Below are 14,852 nucleotides of genomic sequence, written 5' to 3' on the forward strand. Positions count from 1 at the left end.
ACGACGCAACAAAACCGAAAACAGATCCGATCAGCGGACGCATTCCAATTCTTCGCTGCTCTAACTTGCCGGAGAGGAACTGATTCATGACGCGGCACGAAACCCAACTGGACACATCACGTTTGACAGAACTCGAAACGTGTATTCTGCATGTGGGTGAGACACTTGAACGCCCAATAACAAAAGCGTCTCTCTTTGCTGCGCAGTCAGAATTGGAAAATGGTCTCTCGATAAGTGATGCACTGGCGCTTGCACGCCAAAGCGGTCTTCAGGCAGGGTATGGCGCACGCTTACTGAGCAAATTGGATGACGATTTGTCACCAGCCATACTGTTGCTGGAGGGGGGACGATCCGTTGTCTATCATGGGCGCAGCGACGACGGCATGCTATTGGTGTACGACCCTTGCATCGGGCCCGGAACCGGGACAATTCCGGAAACGCAGTTGGACAAAGCCTATACCGGCTATGCAATCCTATTTCGCCGAGATCATCAAGATATCTTGAAGAATAGCGAGGCCCAACGGTCTGGACATTGGTTCTGGTCTGCTTTGGCGGCCAATCGCTGGTCCTATTGCCAAGTCATTCTCGCAGCAGCGCTCGCCAATCTTCTAGGGCTTTCGACTTCTATCTTCATCATGGTCGTCTATGACCGTGTTCTTCCAAATGAAGCAACGGAGTCTCTGATTGCACTGACCATAGGCGTGGGCCTCGCCCTTGGCTTCGATTTCCTGCTCAAGATTCTAAGAGCTGGATTCATTGATCAAGCCGGTCAAAAGGCTGATCGGCTGATGGGGCGGCGCATTTTTGACAAATTACTCGATATTCAAATGAAGTCTCGCACCGGATCGACCGGCGCGATGGCAAATACGGTTCGCGAGTTCGAGACACTGCGCGAGTTTTTCACGTCCGCAACATTGGTTGCGATCGTCGACCTGCCCTTCATCGCTCTGTTTGTCTTTGTGATCTACCTGGTGGGCGGGCCGCTCGCCATCGTTCCTGCCATGGCGGTACCCATCGTGCTGCTGGCCGGATTGCTCGCCCAACCTATGCTATCGCGCTTGGCCGAACGGCAATTCAAGGACGGCCAATCCAAACAATCGGTTCTTGTTGAGGCCGTCTCAGGCCTCGAGACCATAAAAACCACTTCTGCGGATCGTCAGATGCGTGCCCGTTGGGAAAGCGCGATAGAACGACAATCGAACCACGGAGTTCACAGTCGCGCGATTACACAATTCGCCCTGAATCTGACTGGTCTCACGCAACAGGCGGCGCAGGTGCTGATCGTTTTCTATGGTGTTTTCCTGGTCACAGAAGGGCAGGCCAGCATGGGCGCCCTGATCGCAGCTGTCATGTTGACCGGTCGCGCTTTGGCACCTCTTGGGCAATTGGCCCAAACATTGACGCGGTACAATCAGGCGCGCAGCGCTTTTCAAAACCTCAACCAGATTATGCGGGCAGACAGTGAGCGGCCGGAAGGCAGAACCTGGATCGGTCGTTCACGCTTCAAGGGCGCGATCTCGTTCAGCAATGTTCACTTCACATACCCGGATCAATCCGAAGATACGTTGAAAGGTGTCTCTTTCACTATCAGCCCGGGTGAGAAAGTCGCAATACTTGGCCAAATTGGCTCGGGCAAAAGCACAATCGCGCGACTGTTGCTGGGCCTCTACGCGCCTCGGGTCGGGTCAATCATGCTGGATGGGTTGGACATTCGGCAAGTTGACCCAGGCGATCTACGACGCGGTGTCGGCTCTGTTTTACAGGATGTTTGGCTGTTTTCCGGCTCGATCCGCGAAAACATCGCCAGTGGCTCCATCAGACCGAGCGACGAAGAAGTGATTGAAGCCGGGCAAATTGCCGGAGTTGAGGATTTTGTGGCGCGTCATCCATCAGGTTATGACCGACTGCTTGCGGAAAGGGGCGAAGGGCTTTCTGGTGGACAAAGACAAGCGATTGCCTTGGCGCGAGCATTGATAGGCAACCCATCGGTTCTACTGCTGGATGAGCCCACAAGCGCCATGGATGTGCAAACCGAAGCGCGCGTTCTTTCGCGCCTTAAGCAGGCCACCCCGGACACGACGATGGTGATTGTCACGCACCGCCCGAGCCTTTTGGAACTGGTGGACCGCGTTATCGTCATTAACGACGGTCAAATCGCGAAAGACGGGCCAAAAAGCCTTCTGTCACAACATGCACGTCAAAACAGGAGGCACCTGAATGTCGCAGCATCATGATCTTGCCTCATTGGAACGCGCCACGCGCGGAGCCTCGCCTTTACGGAATTCTCTTCTGCTTATGGCAATTCTCGCATGCCTCCTCACGGCCGGGCTTTGGGCGTATCTGACCGAGTTGGACGACGTAACCCGCGTAGATGGCCGGATTGTGCCATCTGGTGACATCCAGATCATCGAAGCAACAGAGCCAGGTGTTCTGAAGGCATTGCACGTGCGGGAAGGCGAAGTGGTTCAAGCCGGCACCTTGTTGATGGAATTTGACACAACGCAAATCGACAGCCAGTTGAATCAGGAACAACAACGCGCATTTGGCCTGATGGCTCGGATCCAGCGGCTAAACTCCGAGATCAAGGGCCGGGACCTTCAGTTTGACGCTACGCTCGTCACAGGCGCACCGGATGTAGTTCAATCTGAAACGGCTTTGTACCAGGGTCGGCAAGCCGAATTGCAGGTGGAAATTGATATCTTGCTGCGACAGCAACAACAACGCCACCGGGAATACGAAGAAGGATTGGTGGATCAGGTTACGGCAGAAGAAACGCTGAGCGTTCTGGCTGAAGAACGGGCGATGATGGCACCTCTGGTCGCCAGCAAAATGGAGCCCGCGACCACGCTTTTAGCGCTTAGGCGCAGTGAGGCAGAATGGAAAGGTCGCCGGGTCAGAGCCGCAGCTGCGACCAGCCGACTAAAAACTGGTCTGGAAGAGATTGATGACCGAATCCGAGCGGCGCGCAGTAGATTTCGGAGCAATGCTCTGACCGACCTCGCCCTCGCGACAGCTGAACTTTCCGCCCTGGAACCAATGCTGCCAGCTCTGCAGGATCGGGCGTCTCGAGCCAAGGTTCAATCCCCGGCGCGCGGCATCGTAAACCGTATCCACCGCACAACTCTTGGTGGCCTTGCCCGCACCGGAGAGGAGTTGGTCGAGATCGTTCCATTGGATGACAGTTTGCTGGTCGAAGCCTATGTTCGCCCACAGGATATCGCATTTCTTCATGCTGGACAGCCCGTGAAAGTCAAAATCACCGCCTATGATTTCGCCCGCTACGGCGGGCTGGAGGGTGAAATTGTTCGAATTGGCGCAGATACCATCACCCGGTCCGAGCGCAACGACGAAGAGGTCTTTGTCATCGAGATCCGCACGAACGGCATAATGCTCGACGCCTCCGGAATCGCTCTTGAAATCATTCCTGGCATGATCGCCGAGGTCGATATTCTGGCTGGGCGCAAAACCGTTCTGGACTATTTGGTGCAACCGGTCGTGAAAATTAAGGAACAAGCGCTGCGGGAATAGCGCTAGCTTGGTCATTGCGTCACATTCAAATCAATGGAGTCGAATTAAACGAGTTTAAATTAGGAGTTAGGCTTCTTGAATTGCTGGTCAAACAGCCGTCGGAACGCACCGTTTTCTTCCAGTAACACATTCAAGGTCCCTTGCTCAACAATTTGACCATCCTGAACGACCATGATGTTGTCCGCTTCCAGAACCGTCGATAGCCGGTGGGCAATTACGATTGTCGTGACCCCTTCCGTCAGCTTGTCCAATGCCTTTTTGACCAGAGTTTCGGATTCAGCATCCAGCGCACTTGTGGCCTCATCCAGCAGAAGGATTTCCGCTTTGCGCAAAATTGCCCGAGCAATTGCGATCCGCTGTTTCTGACCTCCGGAAAGAAAAGCTCCGTTTTCCCCAACCTGAGTGTCATAGCCCTCTGACAACTGAGAGATGAAGTCATGGGCATGCGCTGCTCGCGCAGCTGCGACAATTTCTTCATCCGTCGCGTCGGGCGCTACATAGCGCAAATTGTCCATGACGGTGGTTGAGAAGAGGAACGTGTCCTGCCCAACATAGGATATTTTTCGGCGAAGCGATGCAAAGCTGACCTCGGTCAAATCCTGGCCGTCAATCTCAACATAGCCCTGATTAGGATCATAAAATCGCATGATCAGGCCGAAAATCGTGGACTTTCCTCCGCCGGATTGGCCTACGAGGGCCGTGGTTTTTCCTGCTTCGAAAGTGACATCCATATCCTTGATAACGGGTATTGCCCCCTGATACCCGAAGGTCACATCACGCAAGCGAATTTCGCCCGGACCTTTAACCATCTCTTTTGGTTCTGAATGCTCCTGCATAGAATCCTGTTCATCCAGAAGCTCGAACATCAGACCAATCGGTACCATGCAGGTCTCGATAGAAACCCTCATTTTCGACAAGCGTTTGGCGGGCTCATAGGCCATCAGCAGGGCCGTGATAAACGACATCAGCTGACCCGCTGTCGGAGGCTCAGACCCTCCGATCCCCAAAGTACTGACAACCAGAATACCGGCAACAGCAAGACCGGCCAGAAATTCCATCAGCGGGCTGGCGATGGCCTGCAAAGAGGCGATGTCGTTCGAACGCTTCTCGACGCGTTTGATCGCAGTGTTCATCCGATCGGTCATGCGGTTTTCAAGGCTGAAGACCTTGATAACTTTGATCCCGTTCGAAGTTTCCTGAAGGACCTGGATGATCTCGGAAAGGTATTTCAACTCGGCCTGCATAATTCGCCGAACGTTCTTCAACAGATAGCGCACGCTTATCAAAGCAACCGGACCAACGACGAAAAACAGCACGGACAGCAGCGGTTGCTGATAGATCATTACAATAACCAGACCAACAAGCGTCAGCGCGTCGCGTACGAAGCTGGTCACGATGATGTTTACCAGGTTCCGGGCGGCACCCGCCCCTGCGGTGACCCTCATCAACAGGTTCGAGGATTCAATCTCGGCAAAATACCCAATGCCGCGCTGTAGAAGCCGATTGTATAACCGCTCCTGCTGGACTGCGATAATTCGGTTCCCCGCGCGCGCCAAAAAAATCGACTGAATATAGGAAGCGAACGCCTTAGCGCCGAACAACCCGACAACAAGAAGCGCGATCCAATGTGCCTGAGACCTCATTTCCGGGGTGGTCATGGCATCAACGATGTTCTCCATCATCCAAGCCGTACCAGCGGTCGTGGCAGCAACGATTACCATCGCACCCATCGCTATGCCGTACATCCATCCTTGCTTGCGCAGACTTTCCACGACAAGCCGACCTATATAGCCCGATCGCCATTTTGCCCAGGCCTTGCCGATCATTTCACACTCCAGATCATCTGGTGTCGTCGCCCTTAACGGGCAACCGCACGGTTAAACAGCGGCGTCTTAGACCTCTGCCCCTCGGTCGTCGAGGTCGCTTTAGTTAATCAGGACAAGCCCGAGTTTCCAGCCCACCCGTGCAGATATCCTTGAAGCAGGGTCAAATGCGCGCACCGGGACCTTCAGTGCCAGACCACATCGCCCAGGAAAATATAACCTGCGCCATAAATCGTTTTGATCAATCGAGGGTTTTTGGGATCTTCACCCAGCTTAGTTCTTAGGCGGGAAATACGCACATCCATTGCACGATCAAAGCTCTCACCTGCTGCGCCGCCCAGCGTTTCCTGCATCTGGGCACGGCTAATCAGACGTTTCGGACTTTCGAGAAACAGACGCAGCACTTCGCCTTCTGCATGGCTGAAAGCGGTTTCTGCGCCGTTTTGATCCTCAAGAACATAGCGGTCAAAATGCGCGACCCAACCGTTGAAACTGGCCATCTCCGAGTGCGCCACCTGCCCCTTCGGAGCCCGCAAGCGCGCCCGCACGCGCGCCACGACCTCAGCAGGGTCGAACGGTTTGGTGATATAGTCGTCAGCCCCAAGCTCTAACCCGGTGACCCGATCCTGCACCTGCGCGCGTCCTGAAATGATGATGACGGCAGCGCCCTGCTCCAAGGCTAGACGATGCACCAGCGCAAGACCATCTGTATCTGGCAGAGACAGATCGACCAGGCAGACATCGGGCGTCACTCGGTTTAACGCGGCCTCGAATTCGCGGGCTCGTGAAAAGCTCTGGGTTCGAAAACCTGCGTCTTGCAGGGTCTCCGTCAGAATATGGCGGATCTCGGGTTCATCATCGAGAATGGTCACCAACGGTTGAGTCATCAAGCAGCCTCGGTTCGGATCAAAGCCGAAAGTTGTTTAGGAGTGAACGGTTTGTGCAAGACAGGCACCCGACCGATCGCGCGCTTCAACACAGGATCAGTCGATGGCAACGACGTCATCAAGATACATGGCAGCCGGGGTTTGAGACGCTCCATCAGGTCCAGCCCGGTTGCCTCCCCTTCCAACCGGATATCGGACAGGACCAGAACAATGTCATCCAGTTCGCTCACCAGCGTCAATGCTTCGGCGACCGAGGTTGCCTCGATGACCGAAAACCCAAAGTCGATCAGCATGTCGCGAAACTGGAGGCGCAAGTCCTGATTATCTTCGACCAGCAGAACCAATCCGCCGCGCATGGGGGGCGCAGGGCGGTACGGAAGCCGCAATACAACCGACGCCCCCGAGGGCGTGTTCTTCAGGCTCAGGTCCCCTCCGGCCAGTTTCACCGTGTCATAGACCATTGGCAAACCAAGGCCAGACCCGTCGCTGCCCTTGGTAGTGAAAAACGGATTGAGGGCTTTGTCCAGCGCCTCGGGCGAGAACCCCGCCCCGGTATCAGAGACCGTAATCTCTACCCAAATCGCGCCAATCGCATGGGCGCTGATGGTGATCTGACCGTTGTTGCCGCAAGCGTCGCGCGCATTCAGGACCAAATTCAGCAAGGCATCCTGCACCATGCCCGGGTCCAACATCAGGGCCTGATCCGGCAGAGTGTTGACCACCGACAGCCCCACCCCCCGCGGCAGAGAAGGTGAGGCGAGAATGCGCAAATCCTCAAGCAATTGAAGCATATCCGTCGCTTTGGGCTGGGGCGTCCGGTTCCCTGTCATATCCGCTATCCGGTTCAAAAGTTGCCCGCCGCGCTGCGCGGTCTGGCGGGTCGCCGCGATCAATTCATGCGCTTCATCGGGCAGGTTCATCTTGTCCAACCGTCCCTGCATGCCCAAAATGATTGTCAGCAAGTTCGAAAAATCATGCGCCAACCCACTGGTCATCTGCGCGGCCATCTCGCGACGGCGCGTTTGTTGCAGCGCGACGCGGGTTTGGGTTTCCTCGGTGATGTCTACGGACATAATATAAACGCCGCCTTCTCCATCAGGGGTAAAGGACACGCGAATGCGGCGGGAATCCTGCTCTTCCGTGAACTCGAAAACGGAGGTTTCGCCGCCATAGGCTTTTGACAGATGCGGCTCGACTCGTGAAAAAGCGTGTCGGCCAAGCGCGTCAGAGATATGCAGCCCCAGAATATCAGATGGGCGACCCGGCAACACCGAGCTGAGCCGCCGGTTTGAGTAATCGTAGCGCCCCTCTACATCGAGATGCGCGATATGGGCGGGCATCATCTCGGTCGTCATGCGCGTGCGGGCTTCGATCTCGGTCAGTTCGCGCTTGGCCTCTTCTAACGCAGCAATGGTGGCAGCAAGCTTGCGGTTGGTGGCCGAAAGCTCCTCGGTATGGCTGAGCAGTTGGTCGGAAAGCTCCTCGGATCGGGCGCGAAGCAAGTTTTCGGCGCGTTTCGTGCCTGTGATATCGGTGTAAACCGCGACCCAACCACCCTGAGGCAGCGGCGATCCCTCAACAGCGACAACCTGCCCGTTTGGGCGGACACGCTCCATATAGTGCGGCTCAAACGCCATGGCTTGCTCGACGCGCTGCTGCACCATTTCGTCTACATCGCCCTCGGGCCCGTATTCTCCGCGGGTGACCAGGAAGTGGATCGTGTCACGAAACAACGCGCCGGGTTGCACAAGGTCGTCGGGAAGACCGAACATCTCTTGAAAGCGTCGATTGCTGAGAACCAGACGCAGTTTGTTGTCATAGATAGACAACGCCTGACCGATCAAATTCAGCCCGGCAGTCGTCATCGACTTGATGCGCTTTTCGCTAACGGTCAAGATCGCCCTCCCTGCGGCCTATCCGTAGCATCAGATTTAGACTTGGTGTAGAGGCGAACGCCCAGCCGGCTGATTTGTCCCAAAACCGGCAAGCAGGTCCGCGCCGAACAACCGTGGCGTGCAAGCTGCACGTGTCGCAGCGGCGCAATGCTGGATTTGTAAATCCGGCGACAAAGGCATACAACCATTGCAGATACAGGCTTTTTTGCATCACATACAGATATGAGCAGCCCAACCATTTCTGCCGAACGCGAAAGCGATGGCACTCGAATACGCTTTGCAGGCGAAATGCTGACGCAATTGCTTTCTCCGGTCGAGGGGCCTTTTGCAGGCATTCAGCCAGAGGGCGGGCGTGTTACGCTGGATCTGTCGGACGTAGAAGCATTGGATACAAGCGGCGCGTGGTTGGTTGCGGATCTTGCCAAGCGGTTCACGACGGCTGGCGCTCAGCTGGAATTCCGGGGCGTTCAACCGGCCCATGCCGCGCTGATCGAGACCGTATCGAAGAACATCCCAGACCATCCCGGAAAACTGGCCCCGCCTCGCAATGCCGTGGATTGGGTCGCCAGCGTGGGTCAAAAAACGGTTGGCGCGTGGACGGACACGCTCTCGATCCTGGGGTTCCTAGGTCTAACGCTGCATCGGCTTGGGCGAACATTGGTCATGCCCTGGCGTTTGCGCCGGGCTGCCCTGTTTACACATATGGAGGAAACCGGGTTTAAGGCCTTGCCCATCGTGGCTTTGATGGGGTTTCTGATCGGCGTTGTTCTGGCCTTTCAGGGGGCCACGCAGCTGAAACAATTCGGGGCCGAGATTTTCGTGGTCGAGCTGATCTCGATCTCAGTACTGCGCGAGCTCGGGATCCTTCTAACTGCTATCATCGTTGCCGGTCGATCGGGGTCGGCCTTTACCGCCTCAATCGGGTCGATGAAGGTGCAGGAGGAAATAGACGCCATGCGCACGCTGGGTCTGGACCCGATCGAGGTGCTGGTGGTGCCGCGTGTCCTGGCCCTTTTGATCATGCTCCCAATCCTGGGTTTTGTCGCCGATCTTGCGGGCCTTTTCGGCGGCGGATTGATGAGCTGGATCGACCTTGGCATCAGCCCCGGCATGTTCGTTACTCGTTTGAACGAAAGCACAGATGTCTGGCAATTGGCGGTTGGGTTGATCAAAGCGCCCTTCTTCGCGCTGGTCATCGGCGTGATCGCTTGCTGGCAGGCCATGCAGGTTAAAGGCTCGGCCCAGAGCGTGGGTCAGCGCACCACGGCCTCGGTCGTGCAGTCGATCTTCATGGTGATCGCCATCGACGCCCTGTTTTCGATCTTCTTCTCTGAGATTGGGATCTGACATGGACGGCACGGTGCAACATCAGACCACTCAGGCAGATGCGCAACGCGAGGCGGTGATCCGCGTGCGCGGGCTGCGCAATCAGTTCGGGCCGCAGGTTGTCCATGACAATCTGGATCTCGATGTCTGGCGGGGTGAGGTCTTGGGCATCGTGGGCGGCTCGGGCACCGGTAAATCGGTACTACTGCGCACGATTGTGGGGCTGAACACGCCAGCGGCAGGCAGCATCGAGGTACTAGGCGTAGATGTCCTGAATGGACCCGAGGAAGATCGCCGTCGTATAGAACGCCACTGGGGCGTGGCGTTTCAGGATGGTGCGCTGTTTTCCTCGCTCACCGTTTTGCAGAACGTCATGGCCCCGCTGCGCGAACATACTGGCCTGAGCGAAAAACTGATGGAATCTCTGGGCGCATTGAAGATCAGCCTAGTGGGTCTGCCACAGCTGAGTTGCGGCAAGTTTCCATCCGAACTTTCGGGCGGGATGCGCAAACGGGCTGCGCTGGCTCGCGCCTTGGCCATGGACCCCGAGATCGTGTTTCTAGATGAGCCCACCGCTGGTTTGGACCCAATCGGTGCCGCCGCCTATGATGAGTTGATCCGAGAGTTGCAGCAGGCATTGGGCCTGACGGTTTTCATGGTCACCCATGATTTGGACAGTCTGTATGCGATCTGCGACCGCATCGCGGTACTTGCAGAAAAACGCGTACTGGTTGAAGGTCCGATAGAAGAGATGACCAAGGTCGACCATCCTTGGGTTCAGGAATACTTCACAGGCCCCCGCGCCCGCGCGGCACAGCAGAAGGGGTAAGGCAGGTAAGGCGATGGAAACCCGAGCGAACTATATTCTAATCGGCGCATTTACCCTTGCAGCACTATTGGGGGCTTTTGGCTTTTTCCTATGGCTCGCCAAGTTCGAGGTGACCCGCCAATACGCCTACTATGACGTGTTGTTCGACAACGTTTCTGGCCTGTCGGCCGCTGGCGGGGTCAGTTTCAACGGCCTTCCGGTCGGTCAGGTGATCTCGTTAAATCTGGATGATGACGACCCCTCGAAAGTAAGGGTGAGGATTGAGGTTGATGCGGATATTCCCGTCACCGAAGACACCATCGCCCAATTGCAATCACTTGGAGTCACTGGCGTCGGCTATGTCGAATTGACCGGAGGATCGACCACCGCCGCGCGTCTGCCGCAAAACAGCGTGATCAAAAGCAAACGCAGTACAATTCAGTCTCTGTTCGAAGGCGCGCCAAAGGTTTTGGATGAAGCCATCACACTGTTGCAAGAGCTGAATTCGGTCGTCGATGAAAAGAACCGCAAGGCCGTCTCGGATATTCTCGAAAACCTAGCCTCCGCCACCGGGCGTTTGGACAAGACCATGTCGGATTTTGAAACCGTTTCCGGCAATATCGGCGATGCGGCCAAGGATATCGGTGAGTTCACCAAACGTCTCGACCCGCTGATCGCTGCGGCTGAAACCACGCTTCAGACCGGAAACGAGACGCTGCAATCGGTCAAAACAGCAGCGGACTCGGCGACAGGCGCGTTGGATGAAGCCAAAACAACCCTGACAACGGCAAATAGCGTCATGGCCGAAGACATCAAGCCCTTTATTCAGCGCGGCTCGGAACTGGCCGAGAACCTGACGCGGTTGTCGAATGAGGCCAGTGTCTCGCTGGCTGTGATTACCGAAACTGTAGCGAATGCCAACACCACGCTGGCGTCAATCACCACCGCGATGGAATCGACCAAAGGCGTATTGGCCTCGGCCGAGCGTGCCTTTGACACGGCCAACCGGGTGATAGACGAAGACGTGGCTCCTGTGGCTGAAGACATCCGCAAAGCGGCCAATCAGGTGACCGAGACCGTCTCAAACATCACCAATAAAATCGACGAGATCTCGGACGATGTCCTCAGCGCCTCGAACTCAGCGAAAGAGCTGCTGGGTACGGTCGACAAGATCGTACAAGACAATAGCCGGCAGGTGTCGAACTTCCTACGCGTTGGCCTCCCTCAATTCGTCCGTTTTGTCGAAGAAGCGCAGCGGCTGGTCATTTCCCTCGACCGCTTGGCTGACAGAATAGAACGCGACCCGGCACGGTTCCTGCTGGGCACCCAAGCATCGGAGTTCCGTCAATGATTAGGACCCTGTTTCTGACCCTGTCTTTGACGTTGCTGGGGGCCTGCGCTGGTCTTGGTACGCTGCGACAGGCCTCAAAACCAAACAACCTTTATCTGCTTACGCCCAAAAGCACGTTTTCTTCCTCTCTTCCGCGGGTCCAAAAGCAGATCGTTGTGCAAGAGCCGACGGCGACGGCCGCCGTCAACACCGACCAGATCGCCATTCAGCCCACTGCGCTTCAGGTGCAATACCTGCCGCAAGCGCGCTGGGTCGATCGCGCGCCGCTGATCGTGCAAGCACTGATGGTTGAGAGCTTTGAGAACTCGGGCAAGGTTGCAGCGGTGGGTCGATCCACGGTCGGACTGCGCGCGGACTATGTCATTCAACCGGACTTGCGTGAATTTCAGGGTCTTGTCGTATCGGAAACTGAGGATTCCACGTCGGTAAGGGTCGAGGTGCGGATGAACATCAAGATCATCGACGAGTTCGAAGACAAAATCATCGCCTCAAGCTCATTCCGCGAATATGTCGTCTCAGCCAGCGATCAAACCCCTGATCTGGTAGAGGCTTTCGACATCGCACTCGGCAAAACCATGCGCGATGCCGTGGAGTGGAGCGTGCGTAAAATCCACTCGCATGCGGCCAACAATCCCCGACCGTCTTTGCAATAGACCCTAGAAATGCTGGGCTGACGCGCGGTTCCAATCGTCGGCAAATTCGGCGGGGATCTCCGCGGACAGCAGCGCGCCCTCTTCCAGGATCGTGTGCATTTGCGCGTAGGAATGCTCCCGCTCGTCGGCGGTCCGGCGCAGGATGTCACGCGGGTGAAGCTCGGCCACTGTTGATTTGCCCATTGCGCCCAGCAGTTCGCGAAAACTCTCCAAAGTGGCATCGTGGTAGCGATGTACCCGCTGACGTTTTTGCGGCACGTTTACCGCTCGCCCCCGGATCGGGTCTTGGGTCGCCACACCGGAAGGGCAGCGGTTGGTGTTGCAATGCAGCGCCTGAATGCAGCCGACCGCGAACATCATGGCACGCGCCGCGTTGCAGATATCGGCGCCCAGAGCGAATTTTTCGACGAGGTCGTAGCCAGTGGCGACTTTGCCTGCACAAATGATGCGGATTTTGTCGCGCAAGCCCACGCCCTTTAGGCAATTATTCACGAAGATCAACGCCTCGTTTAGCGGCATGCCAAGACGGTTCGTGAACTCGACCGGAGCGGCCCCGGTGCCCCCTTCGGAACCATCAATGGTGATGAAATCAGGCAAGATGCCGGTTTCTAACATTGCCTTGCAGATTGCCATGAACTCGGACGGGTTGCCGATGCACAGCTTGAAGCCAACCGGTTTTCCGCCCGACATCTCGCGCAGATGCTGGACGAATTCCAGCAGCTCGGTCGGGCCGTCAAAGGCCGAATGAACCGGCGGGGAAATGACGTCCTGATGCTCCGGCACGCCGCGGATCTCAGCAATCTCTTTGTCGACTTTGGCGGCGGGCAGTACCCCGCCATGCGAGGGTTTGGCCCCCTGAGACAGCTTGATCTCGACCGCTTTGACTACGTCCTTAGTGGCCTTTTCTGCGAACTTGTCTTTGTCGAACCCGCCGTCGGGGGTACGACAGCCGAAATAGCCGGTGCCTATCTGCCAGAAAATATCACCGCCTTCGGCCAAATGATGCGGAGACAACCCGCCCTCACCGGTGTTATGGGCGAAACCCCCATCTTTTGCCCCACCATTCAACGCCCGAATGGCGTTGGCGCTCAGCGCCCCGAAACTCATGGCCGAGACGTTCAGGCGCGACGCGCTATACGGTTTTTCACATTGCGGCCCGCCCAGCATGATGCGTTCTTCGCTTTCATCCACGTGTTTGGGGGCAAGCGAATGATTGGCGCGGTGATAGCCTACGGTCGTGATGTCGTATTGCGTACCAAAGGCCTGCGTATCGACCTGACCCTTGGCGCGAGAGTAAATCAGGCTACGAACGATCCGGTTGTAGGGACGACCGCTTTCGTTGGTTTCCACGAAATACTGTCGGATTTCGGGACTGACGAACTCCAGCATGTACCGAAAATGACCCAGCACGGGATAGTTGTTCAGCACGTTATGTTTGGTGGTCAGAATGTCGTACATTCCGATCACTGCGTAAGGGATCAGAATGATCAGGAGCCAATGCGCCGGGTGCCAGACAAAGCCCAAAAGCAGAACCAGAGGCAAACAGACGAAGCTGAGGAAATAATAAAGCCTGCGTACAACCATTCCTGATCTCCTTGGGTGGGTCGTTTTGGAGTGCGGCGTAAAATCCATTCAGATCAAAACCGAAAATGATAAATCAAAGTGAAACAGCTTGGCTTTTGATTGCAAGCCCTCAGACAGTTTGCAATCAAAGGAGACGCGTTTGTGAAATCGCGTTACGAGTTTGATCGATCTAATGTTTTAAGGCGCGACGCCTGACAGGCTGGCATTAAGGGCAGGCAGAGTGAACACGCAGAACTCTCAATCAGGTACACAAGGCCGCGTCTTGATGTTTCTTGCCGTTTTTGTCGGCGGCGCACTGGGGTCTCTAGTGCGGGAGTTTTTTTCAGTAGAAATCCCGGGCGCTTCGGTCCTGACTGCAACGTTCGGGATCAACGTTTTCGCCTGTTTCGTCCTTGGCTGGCTGTATTCCATTCGCCATCGGGTCCACGCGCATGTTTTACACCTCGGAGCTGTCGGGTTTTGTGGTGGCCTCTCCACGTTCTCTTCATTCGTGGCCGAGCTTGAACGGTTGGCTGCAAACACGCTTGGGGCGGCAGTGGCGGCGGCCGGGTTGGAGATTGCAGTTGGCCTGGGTGCCGCAATCGCCGGTGAGGCCCTTGGGCGGCGTTTTCATGCAGGTCGGGGGTCCGTATGACGGATCTGTACCTGCATGCTCTGTTTGGCCTAGGCGGTGGTTTGGGTGCTGTTCTTCGTCATTGGGTGGCGTTGCGGATCACGCATGACCTCCCTCTCTCAACCTTGATAGTGAACGTGCTTGGCAGCCTGTTGCTTGGGCTGTGGCTGGGCTATCTGGGAGGCCCCGTCGACATGGGCGAGGAGGAAAAGCGATTGGTATTCGGCTTTTGCGGCGGGTTTACCACTTTTTCCAGCTTCGCCTATCAATCGCTAGAGCTGCGACGCAAGCAAACTCTGGTTCTGGCCGCAGGCAATATCGTCGTCAGCCTTGTGATGTGTTGGGGCGCGTTGTGGTTGGGTCTCGTCATAACACGCTGACGTA

Annotated in this window: 12 protein-coding genes; 8 read left to right on the plus strand and 4 right to left on the minus strand. The window is 56.2% G+C overall.

The window, feature by feature from the left end; genetic code table 11:
* Nucleotides 1-86: 86 nt before the first annotated feature.
* Both ACXAH8_RS14510 and ACXAH8_RS14515 read left to right on the plus strand, forming a co-directional pair.
* Nucleotides 87-2,234 (plus strand): type I secretion system permease/ATPase, encoded by a 2,148-nt coding sequence (locus ACXAH8_RS14510; protein WP_475219534.1) that lies wholly within the window; start codon nt 87-89, stop codon nt 2,232-2,234.
* Nucleotides 2,218-3,528: an HlyD family type I secretion periplasmic adaptor subunit gene (locus tag ACXAH8_RS14515; protein ID WP_475219536.1), complete on the plus strand. Its 1,311-nt coding sequence runs from the start codon at nt 2,218-2,220 to the stop codon at nt 3,526-3,528. Before ACXAH8_RS14510 ends, ACXAH8_RS14515 begins: the two co-directional genes overlap by 17 nt.
* Nucleotides 3,529-3,587: 59 nt before the next feature.
* Here ACXAH8_RS14515 and ACXAH8_RS14520 read toward each other — a convergent pair whose 3' ends face one another.
* From ACXAH8_RS14520 to ACXAH8_RS14530, 3 genes are all read right to left on the minus strand, one after another.
* Nucleotides 3,588-5,354 (minus strand): ABC transporter ATP-binding protein, encoded by a 1,767-nt coding sequence (locus ACXAH8_RS14520; RefSeq protein WP_475219538.1) that lies wholly within the window; start codon nt 5,352-5,354, stop codon nt 3,588-3,590.
* A gap of 182 nt (nt 5,355-5,536) precedes the next feature.
* Nucleotides 5,537-6,238 (minus strand): response regulator transcription factor, encoded by a 702-nt coding sequence (locus ACXAH8_RS14525; RefSeq protein WP_475219540.1) that lies wholly within the window; start codon nt 6,236-6,238, stop codon nt 5,537-5,539.
* Nucleotides 6,238-8,103: a PAS-domain containing protein gene (locus tag ACXAH8_RS14530; RefSeq protein ID WP_475219723.1), complete on the minus strand. Its 1,866-nt coding sequence runs from the start codon at nt 8,101-8,103 to the stop codon at nt 6,238-6,240. Before ACXAH8_RS14530 ends, ACXAH8_RS14525 begins: the two co-directional genes overlap by 1 nt.
* Nucleotides 8,104-8,355: 252 nt before the next feature.
* Between ACXAH8_RS14530 and ACXAH8_RS14535 the strand changes: the two genes are divergently transcribed.
* Genes ACXAH8_RS14535 through ACXAH8_RS14550 form a run of 4 tightly spaced genes read left to right on the plus strand, consistent with a single transcriptional unit; the run spans nt 8,356 to nt 12,271 of the window.
* Entirely contained in the window at nt 8,356-9,480 is a 1,125-nt protein-coding gene (locus ACXAH8_RS14535; protein WP_475219542.1) for an MlaE family lipid ABC transporter permease subunit, read from the plus strand.
* A gap of 1 nt (nt 9,481) precedes the next feature.
* A complete protein-coding gene (locus tag ACXAH8_RS14540; protein ID WP_170639677.1) occupies nt 9,482-10,288 on the plus strand; it encodes an ABC transporter ATP-binding protein in 807 nt (268 codons plus the stop codon).
* Nucleotides 10,289-10,301: 13 nt separating this feature from the next.
* Complete coding sequence (locus tag ACXAH8_RS14545; RefSeq protein ID WP_475219544.1) at nt 10,302-11,618, plus strand: MlaD family protein; 1,317 nt, start codon at nt 10,302-10,304, stop codon at nt 11,616-11,618.
* Nucleotides 11,615-12,271, plus strand: coding sequence for an ABC-type transport auxiliary lipoprotein family protein (locus ACXAH8_RS14550; protein WP_170378328.1), 657 nt, complete (start codon nt 11,615-11,617; stop codon nt 12,269-12,271). The genes ACXAH8_RS14545 and ACXAH8_RS14550 overlap by 4 nt, the downstream gene beginning before the upstream one ends.
* A gap of 3 nt (nt 12,272-12,274) precedes the next feature.
* Here the strand turns inward: ACXAH8_RS14550 and ACXAH8_RS14555 are convergent, their stop codons facing one another.
* On the minus strand, nt 12,275-13,855 hold the full coding sequence (locus tag ACXAH8_RS14555; RefSeq protein ID WP_475219545.1) for an FMN-binding glutamate synthase family protein: 1,581 nt from the start codon (nt 13,853-13,855) through the stop codon (nt 12,275-12,277).
* 265 nt (nt 13,856-14,120) lie between these two features.
* Here ACXAH8_RS14555 and ACXAH8_RS14560 point away from each other — a divergent pair, with 265 nt between their 5' ends.
* Both ACXAH8_RS14560 and crcB read left to right on the plus strand, forming a co-directional pair.
* Nucleotides 14,121-14,489 (plus strand): FluC/FEX family fluoride channel, encoded by a 369-nt coding sequence (locus ACXAH8_RS14560; protein ID WP_170659091.1) that lies wholly within the window; start codon nt 14,121-14,123, stop codon nt 14,487-14,489.
* A complete protein-coding gene (crcB, locus tag ACXAH8_RS14565; RefSeq protein ID WP_170659090.1) occupies nt 14,486-14,848 on the plus strand; it encodes a fluoride efflux transporter CrcB in 363 nt (120 codons plus the stop codon). Before ACXAH8_RS14560 ends, crcB begins: the two co-directional genes overlap by 4 nt.
* The last annotated feature ends 4 nt before the right edge of the window (nt 14,849-14,852 follow it).

Source organism: Ruegeria sp. ABV3_008 (genome assembly GCF_056161185.1).